Source organism: Chimaeribacter sp. YP20170169, from assembly GCF_056739715.1.
In genome coordinates, this window is sequence record NZ_CP176824.1 from 1,806,176 (window position 1) to 1,820,555 (window position 14,380).

Genomic DNA, 14,380 nt, shown 5'->3' on the forward strand with positions numbered 1-14,380 from the left:
GATGAGGGCGTGCCGCTGCCGAGGCGGCGTTCCCCCAGAGAAAGGAGATGTCGATGTTCCCGGTTGATTTACATATGCATACCGTCGCCAGCACCCACGCCTACAGCACCCTGCATGACTATATCGCCGAGGCGAAGCAGAAGGGCATCCAACTGTTTGCCATCACCGACCACGGGCCAGACATGGCCGACGCGCCGCACGCTTGGCACTTCATGAATATGAGAGTCTGGCCGCGTCTGGTGGAGGGGGTCGGCATCCTGCGCGGCATTGAGGCCAACATCAAGAACGTGCGGGGCGAGATTGACTGTACCGGCCCGATGCTGACGGCGGTGGATGTAGTGATCGCAGGCTTCCATGAGCCGGTGTTCGCACCGCAGGATCGCGAAACCCATACCAAGGCGATGATTGCGGCGATGGCCGGTGGCGAGGTGCACATCATCAGCCATCCCGGTAATCCTAACTACCCGGTTGACATCCCGGCGATCGCTGAGGCGGCGGCCCATTATGAGGTGGCGCTGGAGCTCAACAACTCCTCCTTTATCCATTCGCGCAAGGGGAGTGAGCCGAATTGCCGCGCGATTGCCGCCGCGGTGCGGGATGCCGGCGGCTGGCTGTCGCTTGGCTCTGACTCCCACATTGCCTACTCGCTGGGCGGCTTTGAGCAGTGCGAACGCATCTTAAGAGAGGTGGATTTCCCACTGGATCGCATCCTGAACGTCTCGCCGCGCCGCTTCCTGGATTTCCTCGAACGCCGTGGGCGTCCGGCGATTGCAGAACTGGCGGAACTGTGACATCGTCACGCCAAATTTTCTGCCTTGAAGGGATTGTCCCATGAATGAGTTCTCCATCGTCTGCCGCGTACTGGGTACGCTGTTCAACCGCTCGCCGCAGGATCCGCTGGTGGCGCCGCTGTTTGCCCTGATCTGTGAGGGCAAACTCGCGCAGCACTGGCCGCTGGAGCAGGATGAGCTGCTGGCTCGTCTGCAAACCGGCGCAGCCGATCTGCCTGCGCTGGTGGCGGATTATCAGGCGCTGTTTACAGGCAATGAGGCGGCGGTGTCGCCCTATGCCCACGACTATGAACCGGAAATTGCCGAAAGCACCGTGCGCGCCTTCCTGCAACAGCGCGGGATGCCGCTGGGCGACGCCCCGGCTGACCACTTTGGCGCGCTGCTGCTGGCCGCTTCCTGGCTGGAGGATCAGTCGCAGGAGGATGAGGTGCAGGCGCAACTCGCGCTGTTTGACGACTACCTGCTGCCGTGGTGTGGCCGCTTCCTCGGCAAGGTGGAGGCACATGCCGCCACGCCGTTCTACCGCACGCTGGCGCTGCTGAGCCGTGAGGCCCTGCAGGCGATGCGCGATGAGCTGGCGGAGTCGGAAGAGGGCGACGCGGACGACGAGTAACGCCCGCCGCCATAAAAAACGCGCCTCAGGGCGCGTTTTTTTTCACTCGGTGAAAGGGATCACCAGTTCACCCGGTTTGACTTCCAGCCCCTTGGCCAGTTTTTTCGCCAGCGCCTCGCCCTTGCTGCGATCGCTGCTCAGCACATAGGCCGGGCGCTGGTCGAAGTAGGTCTTCAACGACTGGTTGAGGTAGGGGCTAAGGGTTTTCATCACGCCCTTCATCTTGTCAGGCTGGACGCTGTAGTCCGTGAGCTGCAAATCCTTAAGGTAGATGGCGCCTTGCTCCTTGTTAAACTCCGGGCGGGCGTCGAGGGTCAGATCCATCTCCGCCTGCTGCGCGCCCAACAGCGAGTTGATGCGGATATTGGCGTGGCCGGTCAGGGTCACGTGATCCGGCTGGGCGCGGCCAATCTGGCTCTGCAACTGGGTCAGCACAATGTTGGCCTCCACCAGCCCCGGCACGCCGATCTGCTTGGCGAACTGGTCATGCTTTTGCAGGTACTGGTTCACATCCTGCTCGCTGAGCGTGTACTGCGTGATCTGGTTACAGCCGGCAAGCAGGCCGGCAAAAAGCAGGGCCGCGGCCCCTAACATGCGTTTTTTCATCATCTCCTCACAACCGTAACAATCCATACCGGCAGCGCCGGGCCCATCTTGGACGGCCAAATGGTACAGGAGCTCCGTGGGGGATGACAGGGCGGGAACCGCCGGCCGGGCCGGCGGCGGGGGCAACTACTGGGCGACGCTGCTAAGCAGGTTAACCTGTGTCTGTTTTGCCATGTTGTCGCGGTAGGCGGCGACGCGCGTCGGGAAGGTAATGCCATTCACGATGGTCAGGGAGCGCAGCAGCGGGAACAGGCTAAAGTCATCCTCTGACAGTTCACCATTCACCGCGTTCGGCTCCTTGATGTGTGGGTCGAGGTCATGCAGATCCTGCGTGATCTTCTTGGTCAGGCCGGGCGTGTGCTGGAGGTGATCGCTGAAGCTGCCAAGGGTTGCCTCTTTCTTGTTGACGAAGTACTGGCGCGCCTCGGGCGTCGCGAACTCCTCAAAATTGGCGCGAGCGAAGCGCGGCAGCAGCAGGCGGCCGGTGTACTCCTGCACCTGGCGCAGCCAGGCGGCGATAGCCGGATTGGTGGCACCGGTGATCAGCGGCGCGCCATACTTCTGGTCGATGTAGTGCACAATATCCATGCTCTCCGGCATAAAGCTGCCATCCTCTTTTTGCAGGATCGGCACCATCTTCTGGCCCACCATCGCCACCGGCGTCTTCTCATCATCATTGGCCAGAACGTCAATCTCGACCGGGACATTTTTCAGGCCAAAGATCATGCGCGCCTTCACGCAAAATGGGCAGTGCTCATAGATATACAGTTTCATAGTGGCTCCTTTGGTTTGCCATCACGGGCAGCCGGTGCAACCGGGCGTCCGTATGTGCGAATAAAAAGTATGGTTAAGGAAGCGGCGGAGATCAAACCCGTGGCTGGCCGGTGCGCGGGAATAATATTTTTGTCGTCAAAGTGTTAACGATAGAGGAAAATCCGGGTAAATTTTTATGAGGCGCGCCACGTCCCTTGGCGGTTTACCGGCAGAGCACCCGTCGGTGTTCTATGCTGCGAAAAGATGGCCGGGGCTGGTGCGTGTGGCAAGTCAGGGTGTGAACCGTCCAGAGAATGGAGGAATGGATGTTTGGCTATCGCTCAGCATCACCAAAAGTACGCCTCACCACCGATCGTTTGGTGGTCAGGCTGGTCCATGAGCGGGATGCCCACCGCCTGGCGGAGTATTACGCGGAGAACCGGGCCTTTTTGAAACCCTGGGAGCCGGTCAGGGATGAGAGCCACTGCTATCCCTCGGGCTGGCAGGCGCGGCTTGGGCTGATTGCCGACCTGCAAAAGCAGGGCAACGCCTACTACTTCATCCTGCTCGATTTGGAGGAGAACGAGGTGCGCGGCGTCGCCAACTTCAGCAACGTGCTGCGCGGATCGTTCCACGCCTGCTTCCTCGGCTACTCGCTGGCGGAGAAGTGGCAGGGGCAGGGGCTGATGTATGAGGCGCTGCAGTCGGCGATCCGCTACATGCAGCGCCAGCAGCGGATGCACCGCATCATGGCCAACTATATGCCCCACAACCAGCGCAGCGGGGAGCTGCTGGCGCGGCTGGGCTTTGAGCGTGAGGGCTACGCCAAGGATTACCTGCTGATTGATGGCAAATGGCAGGACCACATTTTGACGGCGCTGACCACCCGTGACTGGGCACCGCCACGCTGAGGGAAAACCATGAAACACCTATTGAGCCTTGAGGAGGCGCGGGTGATCGGCTGCCTGATGGAGAAGCAGATCACTACGCCCGAGCAGTACCCGCTGTCGCTGAACAGCCTGACCAGCGCCTGCAACCAGAAGAGCAACCGCGAGCCGGTGCTGGATCTCAGTGAGAGCCAGGTGCAGCAGACGCTGGATCTGCTGGTCAGGAAACACCTGATCCGCAGCGTCAGCGCCAGCCGCACCCAGCGCTATGAGCACCGCTTCTGCAACTCGGAGTTTGGCAACCTGAAGTTCTCGTCAGCGGAGGTGGCGCTGGTGACCACGCTGCTGCTGCGCGGTGCCCAAACCGCTGGCGAGTTGCGTACCCGCGCCGCCCGCCTGCATGATTTCAGCGACGTGGCGGAGGCCGAACGGGTGCTGGAGCAGCTGGCGGCGCGTGAGGATGGCCCCTTTGTCACCCGGCTGGCGCGTGAGCCGGGCAAACGTGAGAGCCGCTATATGCACCTGTTCAGCGGCGCGACGAATGAAGCGGCCGTCGAAGCACCCATGACCGAGGCGGCCGAGCCGCTGGAAGCACGGGTGGCGGCGCTGGAGCGCCAGGTAGCTGAATTGACTGAACGCCTTGATTCCCTGCTGGCCGGGCCAGCTGACTAACGGAGCAGACGATGACGACATTGCGTGTGGGTGTGGTGGGGCTGGGCGACATCGCCCAGAAAGCCTATTTGCCGGTGTTGGCGGATGCCAGCGACTGGACGCTGGCCGGGGGCTTCTCGCCCAATGCGCCCAAGGCGGCGGCGATCTGCGCCCGCTACCGGATGGCGCACTTTGGCCGGCTGGATGAGCTGGCGCAGCAGTGCGACGCGGTATTTGTCCACAGCAGTACCGCCAGCCACTTCCACGTGGTCAGCGATCTGCTCAACCGCGGGGTACATGTCTACGTCGATAAGCCGCTGGCCGAAACGCTGGAGCAGGCCGAGCACCTGGTGGAGATTGCGCGGGAGAACGGCGTGGCGCTGATGGTGGGCTTCAACCGCCGCTTTGCGCCGCGCTACCGCCAGCTGCGTGACACCCTGCACCAGCCCGCCTCGCTGCGCATGGAGAAGCACCGCACCGACAGCGTTGGCCCGCATGACCTGCGGTTCACGCTGCTGGATGACTACCTGCACGTAATTGACACCGCACTGTGGCTGGGCGGCTTTGACGCCACGCTGGAGGGCGGCGACCTGCGCCTGACGCCTGAGGGGCAGATGCTCTACGCCGAGCACCACTTCCGCTGCGGCGAGACGCTGGTCACCACCAGTATGCACCGTCGCGCCGGCAGCCAGCGTGAGCGGGTGGAGGCGATCTGTGACGGCGCGCTGTATCAGGTGTCGGAGATGCGCCACTGGATGCAGGAGCGCGCGGGGCAGATCAGCGAACAGCCGGCACCGAGCTGGCAGGGGGTGCTGGTGCAGCGCGGCTTTGATGGCGCGGTGCGCCACTTCATCCAGTGCGTCAGCAACCAGACCGCGCCGGAGACCTCGGGCGAACAGGCGCTGTTCGCCCAGCGCATCATTGAGCAGCTGCTCTATCACGGCGAGCTGCCGGAGTAACCGGCTGATACAACTGGCTCTGGCTATTGCGCGCGTTATCCGTAGACTAAGCGCACCATGAGCCTGGCGGCCCACCTTTGACGCCCGCGGATGCGGGCGTCGCTGTTTGGGGCGCATAATTGAAACTAAGAGATGAACCTACTTAAATCATTAGCTGCCGTCAGTTCGATGACCATGTTTTCACGTGTGCTGGGATTTGCGCGTGATGCCATCGTGGCGCGGGTGTTTGGGGCAGGTATGGCGACGGATGCCTTCTTCGTGGCCTTCAAACTGCCCAACCTGTTGCGCCGCATCTTTGCCGAGGGGGCCTTCTCCCAAGCCTTTGTCCCGATCCTGGCGGAATACAAAAGCCAGCAGGGGGAGGAGGCGACCCGCACCTTTATTGCCTATGTCTCCGGCCTGTTAACGCTGGCGCTGGCGCTGGTGACCATACTGGGGATGCTGGCCGCGCCCTGGGTGATCTTCGTGACCGCGCCGGGCTTTGCCGACACGGCTGACAAATTCGCGCTCACCTCCTCGCTGCTGCGCATCACCTTTCCCTATATCCTGCTGATCTCGCTGGCGTCGCTGGTGGGGGCGATTCTCAATACCTGGAACCGCTTCTCCATCCCGGCGTTTGCGCCGACGCTGCTTAACATCAGCATGATTGGCTTTGCGCTGTTCGCCGCTCCCTATTTCCACCCGCCGGTACTGGCGCTGGCTTGGGCGGTGGTGGTGGGCGGGGTGCTGCAACTCGGCTACCAGTTGCCGCACCTGCGCAAAATCGGCATGTTGGTGCTGCCGCGCCTCAACCTGAATGATGCCGGTGTCTGGCGGGTGATGCGCCAGATGGGGCCGGCGATCCTTGGCGTGTCAGTGAGCCAAATCTCGCTGATCATCAACACCATCTTCGCCTCGTTCCTCGCTTCTGGCTCGGTCTCCTGGATGTACTACGCCGACCGGCTGATGGAGTTCCCCTCCGGGGTGCTGGGGGTGGCGCTCGGCACCATTTTGCTGCCCTCGCTGGCGAAAAGTTTTGCCAGCGGCAACCATGATGAGTACTCGCGCCTGATGGATTGGGGCCTGCGCCTCTGCTTCCTGCTGGCGCTGCCGAGCGCGGTGGCGCTGGGTATCCTCGCCAAGCCGCTGACCGTCGCGCTGTTCCAGTATGGCAAGTTCAGCGCCTTTGACGCCGCCATGACCCAACGGGCGCTGGTGGCCTACTCGGTCGGGCTGATGGGGCTGATTGTGGTGAAAGTGCTGGCGCCGGGGTTCTACTCGCGTCAGGACATCAAAACCCCGGTCAAGATTGCGATGATCACGCTGGTGATGACCCAGCTGATGAACCTGGCGTTCATTGGCCCGTTCAAACATGCTGGCCTGTCGCTCTCCATCGGTCTGGCGGCCTGCCTGAACGCCGCGCTGCTCTACTGGCAACTGCGCAAGCAGCAGATCTTCCAGCCGCAGCCGGGCTGGGCGGCCTTCCTGATGCGTCTGGTGGTGGCGGTACTGGTGATGTCGGCGGTGCTGGTCGGGGCGATGTGGCTGATGCCGGCCTGGGATCTTGGCACCATGCCGCTGCGCCTGTTGCGTCTGGCGGCGGTGGTGGTGGCCGGGGTTATTGCTTACTTCGGCGTGCTGGCGCTACTGGGCTTCCGCCCGCGTGACTTTGCCCGCCGCACGGTATAGCGACACGGCATAAAAAAAGGGCGACATTATGTCGCCCTTTTTTGTGGCCGCTTCCCGCGCGGGAAGGGGATTACATGCGCTCGACGGTCTCGATGCCCAGCGTATCCAGACCGGCCTTCAGCGTCTTCTGCGTCAGTAGCGCCAGTTTCAGGCGGCTAAGGCGAGTAGCCTCGCTCTCCGCGCTCAGGATTGGGCAGTGCTCGTAGAAGCCAGAGAACAGGCCCGCCAGATCGTAGAGGTAGGCGCACATGACGTGCGGTGTCCCTTCACGCGCCACGGTGGTCAGCACCTCTTCGAACTGGAGCAGGCGGGTCGCCAGCGCCACTTCACGCTCTTCACCCAGCAGCACGGGCTGTGCCAGCACGGTGGCCGGGTCAATCTCGGCGCGCTTGAAGATAGAGGCCACGCGGGTATAGGCATACTGCATGTAAGGGGCGGTATTGCCCTCAAACGCCAGCATGTTGTCCCAGTCAAAGATGTAGTCCGTGGTACGGCTCTTGGAGAGATCCGCATACTTGACCGCGCCGATGCCGACGGCGTTCACCAGCTGTTGCAGCTCCTCTTCGCCCAGATCCGGGTTCTTCTCGCGGATCAGCTTGCCGGCGCGCTCAATCGCCTCATCCAGCAGGTCAGAGAGCTTCACCGTGCCGCCGGAGCGGGTTTTGAACGGCTTGCCATCCTTGCCCAGCATCATGCCGAACATGTGGTGCTCCAGCGGCACGGAGTCCGGCACGTAGCCCGCCTTGCGCACGATGGACCACGCCATCATCAGGTGCTGGTGCTGGCGGGAGTCGATGTAGTAGAGCACGCGATCCGCGCCCAGCGTCTCGTAGCGGTACTTGGCGCAGGCGATGTCGGTGGTGGTGTAGAGGTAGCCGCCATCCTTCTTCTGGATGATGACCCCCATCGGCTCGCCCTCTTTGTTCTTGAACTCATCGAGGAACACCACGGTTGCGCCTTCGCTCTCCACCGCCAGCCCCTTGTCCTTCAGGTCAGCGACGATGCCCGGCAGCATGGCGTTGTAGAGGCTCTCGCCCATCACATCGCGCTCAGTCAGGGTGACGTTCAGGCGATCGTAGGTGAGCTGGTTCTTGGCCATGGTGATGTCAACCAGCTTGCGCCACATGCGGCGGCAGTACTCGTCGCCACCCTGCAACTTCACCACGTAGGCGCGGGCGCGCTCGGCAAAGGCCGGGTCTTCATCATAGTGCTGCTTCGCCTCACGGTAGAAGCGCTCCAGATCGGAAAGCTCCATGTCCTCGGCGTGCTCGTTCTGCACTTTCTCCAGATAGGCGATCAACATGCCGAACTGGGTGCCCCAGTCGCCCACATGGTTGGCGCGGATCACGTTGTGGCCGAGGAACTCCAGCGTACGCACCGCGGCGTCGCCGATGATGGTGGAGCGCACATGGCCGACGTGCATCTCTTTCGCCACGTTGGGCGCGGAGTAGTCCACCACGATGGTCTGCGGGGTGACGGGCGTGATGCCAAGCTTCGGCGCGCTCAGCGCATGGTCAACCTGGCGGGCGACCCAGCTTTGCTCCAGGAACAGGTTAATGAAGCCAGGGCCGGCGATTTCAACCTTGCTGGCGATGCCGTCGAGATCCAGGGCTTCCACAACTTTTTCCGCCAGTTGTCGGGGCGGCATGCCAAGCTTTTTCGCGACGGACATAACGCCGTTGGCCTGATAGTCACCAAACTGGGCCTTGGCGGATTGACGCACCTGCGGCTCGCTGTCAGCGGGAGCGCCTGCGGCAATCAGCGCCTGGCTGACTTTTTCGGAAAGAAGTGCCTGTATATTCACCGGGATACCTTTATTGCTGGTAGGGGCCGTGAGGTGGCGGCCGCCTGAGATCATAGGACGCTTGCCGTAGATGCACATAAATACGCTGTCAGGGCAAGACGTTAAGCAAACGGCAATTATACCTGATCCGATCCGCGACGTCAGTATGGCAAGCCGCCAGTCAGGCAGGTGCGCGGCGCACTAGGTGGCGCCGCATCAAGTATCCAGAAGAGAGGTATGGGAAAGGGGAAAAAGTAAACGGGAGGGCGCAATGAAATAGTTGATTAATGTTTGCGCATCCGGCGGTCAGTGCTCAGTTGGGTCGTTTTGATCAGGCTAAAGTGGCGGTACATCGCGAAAGAGGCGGTTCCCAGCAGCAGCAGGCAAGCAGTCAATAACAGCATGATTGGTATCTCACTCATTAGTAAACTAAAAATAAGTTATCCCAATTACCAAACCGTTACAATCTGGCACCAATTCTTTAAGAAAAGTCTTAAGTGAAATTGCGATTTTTCCTAATTAAATCCATAACTTATAAAATTTCATTCGGTGAAATATGAAATTTCAGGCTATTTTTGCAGCAATTTGCCGAAGTAGGGGGATAACTGCCCTTTTTCAACATAGTGGGGCGGCAAGGCGGTGTGGGGCAGAGGAAAAGCGTGGGGAGGCTGGCACGCGACATGGTGGGCGTGTAAATTAGGGCTTTATGCTGTTGACCTGAGAGAACAAAAAGATGTCGTTATCCCCGTTGGCGGGCATCGCCGAATTGGACGATCTGGCGGCTGACCTCAGCCGTTTTGAGCTGGTGCTGGAAACCTTCGCCCAGAAACTGCACCTGAACTTGCCGCAATTTACGGCAGACCACATTTCGGTGCGCTGCCATCAGGTAGCCACCGCCGAACGCTGGCGGCGGGGTTTTGAGCAGTGCGGCACCCTGCTTTCTGAAAACCAGATCAATGGGCGCGCCATCTGCCTCTACGATCTGGCGCAGCCGCTGCGGATCTGCTCCTGGCAGATTGACCTGATTGAGTTGCCCTATCCGGGCGAGCGCCGTTATCCCCACGAGGGGTGGGAGCATGTGGAACTGGTGCTGCCGGGCGATCCGGAGACCCTCTATGCGCGCGCGCTGACCCATCTCTCTGACGACGCGCTGCTGGCACCCGGCATCAAGCTGAAGTACAGCTCGCCACAGGGCGAGAACGAACGCCTGCCAAACCCAACGCTGGCGGTCAGCGACGGCTCCGTGACCATCAAGTTCCATCCGCACACCCTGCGGGAGATTGTTGCCAGCGAGCAGGGCTAAAGCGCGGCGACGGCGCGCTCAATGCGTGACAACGCCTCATCCAGCAGCGCGCGCGTGCAGCCAAAATTGAGCCGCACAAAGCGCGCGTCACCAAACTCCTTGCCATCCGTCAGGCCGACCCCCGCCGCCAGGAAGAAAGCGTGGGGGTTCTCCACCGGCAGATCGCGGGCATCAATCCACGCCAGATAGGTCGCCTCAATCGGCAGCAGCCGCAGGCCGGGCAGGGCGTTGATGCGCCGCACCACCTCATCGCGGTTGGCGCGCAGGTACTCAAGCTGTGCCGCCAGCCACGCCTCGCCCTCCCGGTAGGCCGCCGTGGCCGCCACCTGCGCCAGCACATCCACATGCGGGACGATACCCTGCATCTGCCGCTTGAACGCTTGCCGCAGTGAAGGGTTGGCGATGATGGCAAACGAGGCCCCCAGCCCGGCAAGGTTAAAGGTCTTTGACGGTGCCATCAGCGTGATGGTGCGCTGCTCGGCGTCCGCGTCCAGCGAGGCGAACGGAATGTGCCGCAGGCCCGGCTCCAGTACCAAATCGCAGTGAATTTCATCCGAGCAGACCACCAGATTGTGGCGCTGCGCAAAGGCGAGATGCTGCGCCAGCTCCTCACGCCGATAGACGGTGCCACCGGGATTGTGCGGGTTGCACAAAAACAGCAGCGCCTGATCGCCGGTCAGTTCTGGCTCCAACGCCGCCAGGTCAAGTTGCCAGCGCCCCTCTTGCTCGCGTACCGGGGCCAGATACTGCTGGCGCCCGGCGTGGGCCGCGGCCTGCCTGAAGGGCGGATAGATGGGCGAAGGGGTGATACTGGCCTGATGGGCGTCGGTCGAGGCGCGTAGCGCCAGGTTCAACCCGCACACCAGCCCCGGCAGCGTCACGATCCACTCCGGCTGGATCGCCCACTGGTAGCGATCGCGCATCCGCGTAACAATCAACGCTTTCCACTCCGGCGACGGGCCGCCGTAGCCAAATATCCCGTGCTCCACCCGCTGATGCAGTGCCTCAATCACCGCCGGCGGCGCGGTAAAATCGGTGTCAGCCACCCATAACGGGATCACCGGCTGGTGGCGATATTTATGCCATTTGATGCTATCGCTGTGACTGCGATCTACTCGTAAGTCGAAATTGAATGCCATAGTTACCCTCTCCTGCCTGACGGAAAGCAGCACGTTCTCATCAGCGCGAGACATTTTTCTGCGGATTCGCCGCAAAATCGACCGGTTGGCCCAACCAGCGGCCGGCCATCTTGACGGTTAACCCGCCATACGGGTTATAGCATGTGGGCCGAAGAGGGGAGAAGGAATGACGAAACTGGAAGTGTGTTGCTATAGCCTGGCCTGTGCGCTGACGGCGGAGCGAGCGGGGGCGGATCGCATTGAGTTGTGTACCAGCCAGCCAGAGGGGGGCGTGACGCCGAGCTACGGCACGCTGATTGCGGCGCGCGAGCTGCTCTCCGTGCCGGTCTACCCAATTGTGCGCCCGCGTGGCGGCGACTTTTGCTACGACAGCTATGAGTTCAACGCGATTAAAAATGATGTCGCTTGCCTGCGTGACCTCGGGTTTCCGGGTGTGGTGATTGGCTTGTTGGATGAGGAGGGGCACATTGACCTGGCGCGGATGCGGCAGATCATGGCGCTCTGCAATGGCATGGCCGTGACCTTCCATCGGGCGTTTGACATGTGCCTAAAACCGATGGTGGCACTGGAACAGTTGACGCAACTCGGCGTTGCGCGCATTTTAACCTCAGGGCAGCAGCAGAGCGCCGAACTCGGGCTGGTGCTGCTGCGCGATCTGGTGCGCGCCACCCAGGGGCCAGTGATCATGGCCGGCGGCGGCATCCGCCTGACCAACCTGCAAAAGTTTATTGATATTGGCATCCAGGAGGTGCATAGCTCCGCCGGCAGCAGCATGGCCTCGCCGGTGCGCTTCCGCAAGGCGGGCGTGTCACTGTGTGCCGATCCGGAATTTGATGAGTTCAGCCGCTACTGCGTGGATGCCGATGTGGTGGCCGCCATGAAGAGTGCTTTGGCGGTCGGCCGCCCGCTGTCGCGCAGCGCCTGAGCGGCGGTGATTACCTGGGTCGTCAGACCCTTTGCGTGTACTGCGCCCGTACCAAGCCCCGTCCATTTTGTCGGGGCTTTTTTTCGTCGCGATCAGGGCTTGCGTGCCACCAATACCGCCCGGCGTGGGGCCGGGTAGCCCTCGACGGTCAAGGTACGATCCTGCGGGTCGAGGAACTCGGCCAGTGACTCGCTGGTCATCCAGTCAGTGCGGCGCTGCTCCTCCAGACTGGTGACAGAGAGATCCGCCAGCCGGATATCAACAAAGCCGCACTTCGCCAGCCACCCCTTCAGCGCCTCGGCGGAGGGGATGAAGTAGACGTTGCGCATCTGCGCGTAGCGGTCACCCGGCACCAGCACCTGATTGCTGTCACCCTCAATCACCAGCGTCTCCAACACCAGTTCGCCACCGCTGACCAGCTGGTTCTTGAGCTGGAACAGGTGGTCAAGCGGCGAGCGGCGGTGGTAGAGCACGCCCATCGAGAAGACGGTGTCGAAGGCCGCCAGCTCCGGCAACTGCTCAATGCCGAGCGGCAGCAGGTGCGCGCGCTGGTCGTTGCCCAGCAGCTTGCGCACCGCCTCAAACTGGCAGAGGAACAGCTGCATCGGGTCGATGCCGACCGCCATCTGCGCGCCCGCGCCCACCATGCGCCACAGGTGGTAGCCACTGCCGCAGCCGACATCCAGAATGGTGCGGCCAGCCAGCGGTGAGATATGCGGCAGCACCCGTTCCCACTTCCAGTCAGAGCGCCACTCGGTGTCGATATGGATGTCATACAGCGAGAAGGGGCCTTTGCGCCACGGCATCAGGTTGCGCAGCAGATTCTCCAGCCCGGCACGCTGGCCGTCGCTCAGCGGCGTCTCGCTCTCGGCCCGCACGCCGTGCAGCAGGTCGAGGCGGTCAGGCACCCGCGTTGGCAGCCGATCCACGGCGTTGAACCATTGGCGGAACTTGCCGTGCAACGACTCCTGTTGCCAGGCGCTGAGTTGGGCGGGCAGGGTGTTCAGCCAGTGGCTGAGGGGGCCGGTGGCGATCGCCCGGTAGAAGTTGCCAAACTCGATCATGCCGCGTCCCCCGCCTTCAGCGCCAGCAGCGAGCCAAAGTTGAAGCACTGGAACCAGCTCTCCACATGCTCAAAGCCCGCCTGCGCCAGCCGCGCCTTATGGGTCTCCACCGAATCGGTCAGCATCACATCCTCCAGCATGGTGCGCTTCTGGCTGATCTCCAGTTCGCTGTAACCGTTGGCACGCTTGAAGTCGTGGTGCATGTTAAACAGCAGTTCGCCGATGTCGGCATCCTCGAAGCTGAACTTCTCCGACAGCACCAGCGCGCCGCCGGGGCGCAGGCCCTGATAGATGGCATCCAGCAGCTGCTGGCGATCCGCCGGCTTCAGGAATTGCAGGGTAAAGTTCAGCACCACCAGCGAGGCATTCTCCACCTTGATGTCGCGGATGTCCGCCTCCAGCACCTCAACCGGCGTCTCGGCGCGGAAGGCATCAATGTGGCGGCGGCAGCGCTCCACCATCGCTGGCGAGTTATCCACGGCGATGATGCGGCAACCCGGCACGTTGATATGGCGGCGCATGGAGAGCGTCGCCGCCCCCAGCGAACAGCCGAGGTCATAGACCTGCGTGCCCGACTGCACAAAGCGGCCGGCCAGCATCCCGATCATGGAGATGATATTGGAGTAACCCGGCACCGAGCGCTGGATCATGTCCGGGAACACTTCGGCAACGCGTTCGTCGAAGGTCCAGTCGCCCAGCTTGGCAATCGGCGCGGAGAATAGGGTATCGCGGTTTGGCATAGCGCTGTGTCTGATCGAAAAAATGAGGGGGCATATTCTAACAGATAACCGCCGGAAATCATGCGGCCAGCGGCATAAAGCAAGAATTTGCGCGGATTGGCCTCAGCGCAGGGTCAGGATCTGGCTCCAGGGAAGGAAGTAGAGGTTCGCGCCCACCATCAGCAGCAGTGCGGCATAGGTGGCGGCCATGCCGGTGCGCCGCCAACGGAACTCCCGCTGCTTGAGGCCAGCGTAGTGGAACAGTCGCCCGCACAGCAGCATCAGGCCGCACAGGTGTACCATCCAGATATCCGCGCCGTTCATCTCCATCATCACCAGCAGCAGGACGGCGATGGGAATATACTCCACGGCGTTGCCGTGTACCCGGATGGCAGTCTGCAACTCGTAGAACCCGCCATCGCCATAGGCCACCCGGTACTGCATCCGCAGCCTGACCACATCCACTGACAGCTTAATCAACAACAATGCGCCCAGCACCACATATAGCGCGCTAACCAT

15 protein-coding genes are annotated in these 14,380 nt (G+C 61.8%); 8 read left to right on the forward strand and 7 right to left on the reverse strand.

Going from position 1 to position 14,380, the window contains the following annotated elements:
• The first annotated feature begins 53 nt into the window (after positions 1–53).
• Positions 54–791 carry a PHP domain-containing protein gene (locus ACK3SD_RS08020; protein ID WP_481127385.1) on the forward strand — a complete coding sequence of 246 codons (738 nt, stop codon included), beginning with the start codon at positions 54–56 and terminating at the stop codon, positions 789–791.
• A 40-nt stretch (positions 792–831) separates the two neighbouring features.
• Complete coding sequence (locus ACK3SD_RS08025) at positions 832–1,404, forward strand: TorD/DmsD family molecular chaperone (protein WP_481127386.1); 573 nt, start codon at positions 832–834, stop codon at positions 1,402–1,404.
• Between the two features lie 42 nt (positions 1,405–1,446).
• Here the strand turns inward: ACK3SD_RS08025 and ACK3SD_RS08030 are convergent, their stop codons facing one another.
• Positions 1,447–2,010 carry a lipoprotein gene (locus tag ACK3SD_RS08030; protein WP_481127387.1) on the reverse strand — a complete coding sequence of 188 codons (564 nt, stop codon included), beginning with the start codon at positions 2,008–2,010 and terminating at the stop codon, positions 1,447–1,449.
• A 126-nt stretch (positions 2,011–2,136) separates the two neighbouring features.
• Entirely contained in the window at positions 2,137–2,784 is a 648-nt protein-coding gene (gene grxB / locus ACK3SD_RS08035; RefSeq protein WP_137763050.1) for a glutaredoxin 2, read from the reverse strand.
• 305 nt (positions 2,785–3,089) lie between these two features.
• Here grxB and rimJ point away from each other — a divergent pair, with 305 nt between their 5' ends.
• The 4 genes from rimJ (at position 3,090) to murJ (ending at position 6,928) form a co-directional block, all read left to right on the forward strand.
• Positions 3,090–3,674: a ribosomal protein S5-alanine N-acetyltransferase gene (rimJ, locus tag ACK3SD_RS08040; protein WP_481127388.1), complete on the forward strand. Its 585-nt coding sequence runs from the start codon at positions 3,090–3,092 to the stop codon at positions 3,672–3,674.
• Positions 3,675–3,683: 9 nt separating this feature from the next.
• Positions 3,684–4,322, forward strand: a complete 639-nt coding sequence (locus tag ACK3SD_RS08045; RefSeq protein WP_481127389.1) for a DUF480 domain-containing protein — start codon at positions 3,684–3,686, stop codon at positions 4,320–4,322.
• Positions 4,323–4,333: 11 nt separating this feature from the next.
• Positions 4,334–5,260, forward strand: a complete 927-nt coding sequence (locus ACK3SD_RS08050) for a Gfo/Idh/MocA family protein (protein ID WP_481127390.1) — start codon at positions 4,334–4,336, stop codon at positions 5,258–5,260.
• Positions 5,261–5,392: 132 nt separating this feature from the next.
• Positions 5,393–6,928 (forward strand): murein biosynthesis integral membrane protein MurJ, encoded by a 1,536-nt coding sequence (gene murJ / locus ACK3SD_RS08055; RefSeq protein ID WP_481127391.1) that lies wholly within the window; start codon positions 5,393–5,395, stop codon positions 6,926–6,928.
• Positions 6,929–6,998: 70 nt separating this feature from the next.
• Here the strand turns inward: murJ and argS are convergent, their stop codons facing one another.
• The gene (gene argS / locus ACK3SD_RS08060) at positions 6,999–8,732 is read right to left on the reverse strand and encodes an arginine--tRNA ligase (RefSeq protein WP_137763055.1); all 1,734 of its coding nucleotides are present in this window, start codon (positions 8,730–8,732) and stop codon (positions 6,999–7,001) included.
• A gap of 712 nt (positions 8,733–9,444) precedes the next feature.
• Here argS and ACK3SD_RS08065 point away from each other — a divergent pair.
• Complete coding sequence (locus ACK3SD_RS08065) at positions 9,445–10,014, forward strand: VOC family protein (protein ID WP_481127392.1); 570 nt, start codon at positions 9,445–9,447, stop codon at positions 10,012–10,014.
• Here the strand turns inward: ACK3SD_RS08065 and ACK3SD_RS08070 are convergent.
• The gene (locus ACK3SD_RS08070; RefSeq protein ID WP_481127393.1) at positions 10,011–11,153 is read right to left on the reverse strand and encodes a MalY/PatB family protein; all 1,143 of its coding nucleotides are present in this window, start codon (positions 11,151–11,153) and stop codon (positions 10,011–10,013) included. The two genes, ACK3SD_RS08065 and ACK3SD_RS08070, sit on opposite strands and share 4 nt — an antisense overlap.
• Before the next feature lie 166 nt (positions 11,154–11,319).
• Here ACK3SD_RS08070 and cutC point away from each other — a divergent pair, with 166 nt between their 5' ends.
• Positions 11,320–12,078 carry a copper homeostasis protein CutC gene (gene cutC, locus ACK3SD_RS08075; protein WP_481127394.1) on the forward strand — a complete coding sequence of 253 codons (759 nt, stop codon included), beginning with the start codon at positions 11,320–11,322 and terminating at the stop codon, positions 12,076–12,078.
• Positions 12,079–12,170: 92 nt separating this feature from the next.
• On the opposite strand, the gene cmoB is transcribed toward cutC, so the two are convergent.
• From cmoB to ACK3SD_RS08090, 3 genes are all read right to left on the reverse strand, one after another.
• Positions 12,171–13,142: a tRNA 5-methoxyuridine(34)/uridine 5-oxyacetic acid(34) synthase CmoB gene (gene cmoB, locus ACK3SD_RS08080; RefSeq protein ID WP_481127395.1), complete on the reverse strand. Its 972-nt coding sequence runs from the start codon at positions 13,140–13,142 to the stop codon at positions 12,171–12,173.
• Positions 13,139–13,882: a carboxy-S-adenosyl-L-methionine synthase CmoA gene (gene cmoA / locus ACK3SD_RS08085; protein ID WP_481127396.1), complete on the reverse strand. Its 744-nt coding sequence runs from the start codon at positions 13,880–13,882 to the stop codon at positions 13,139–13,141. Before cmoA ends, cmoB begins: the two co-directional genes overlap by 4 nt.
• 102 nt (positions 13,883–13,984) lie before the next feature.
• On the reverse strand, positions 13,985–14,380 hold the full coding sequence (locus tag ACK3SD_RS08090; protein ID WP_481127397.1) for an MAPEG family protein: 396 nt from the start codon (positions 14,378–14,380) through the stop codon (positions 13,985–13,987).

Excerpts from the sequence above, each read along its gene's own strand:
- grxB (WP_137763050.1), bottom strand. The coding sequence starts at position 2,784 with ATGAAACTGTATATCTATGAGCACTGCCCATTTTGCGTGAAGGCGCGC.
- ACK3SD_RS08090 (WP_481127397.1), bottom strand. The coding sequence starts at position 14,380 with ATGGTTAGCGCGCTATATGTGGTGCTGGGCGCATTGTTGTTGATTAAG.
- cmoB (WP_481127395.1), bottom strand. The coding sequence starts at position 13,142 with ATGATCGAGTTTGGCAACTTCTACCGGGCGATCGCCACCGGCCCCCTC.
- ACK3SD_RS08020 (WP_481127385.1), top strand. The coding sequence starts at position 54 with ATGTTCCCGGTTGATTTACATATGCATACCGTCGCCAGCACCCACGCC.
- ACK3SD_RS08065 (WP_481127392.1), top strand. The coding sequence starts at position 9,445 with ATGTCGTTATCCCCGTTGGCGGGCATCGCCGAATTGGACGATCTGGCG.
- cutC (WP_481127394.1), top strand. The coding sequence starts at position 11,320 with ATGACGAAACTGGAAGTGTGTTGCTATAGCCTGGCCTGTGCGCTGACG.
- cmoA (WP_481127396.1), bottom strand. The coding sequence starts at position 13,882 with ATGCCAAACCGCGATACCCTATTCTCCGCGCCGATTGCCAAGCTGGGC.
- rimJ (WP_481127388.1), top strand. The coding sequence starts at position 3,090 with ATGTTTGGCTATCGCTCAGCATCACCAAAAGTACGCCTCACCACCGAT.
- ACK3SD_RS08050 (WP_481127390.1), top strand. The coding sequence starts at position 4,334 with ATGACGACATTGCGTGTGGGTGTGGTGGGGCTGGGCGACATCGCCCAG.
- ACK3SD_RS08045 (WP_481127389.1), top strand. The coding sequence starts at position 3,684 with ATGAAACACCTATTGAGCCTTGAGGAGGCGCGGGTGATCGGCTGCCTG.
- murJ (WP_481127391.1), top strand. The coding sequence starts at position 5,393 with ATGAACCTACTTAAATCATTAGCTGCCGTCAGTTCGATGACCATGTTT.
- ACK3SD_RS08030 (WP_481127387.1), bottom strand. The coding sequence starts at position 2,010 with ATGAAAAAACGCATGTTAGGGGCCGCGGCCCTGCTTTTTGCCGGCCTG.
- ACK3SD_RS08025 (WP_481127386.1), top strand. The coding sequence starts at position 832 with ATGAATGAGTTCTCCATCGTCTGCCGCGTACTGGGTACGCTGTTCAAC.
- ACK3SD_RS08070 (WP_481127393.1), bottom strand. The coding sequence starts at position 11,153 with ATGGCATTCAATTTCGACTTACGAGTAGATCGCAGTCACAGCGATAGC.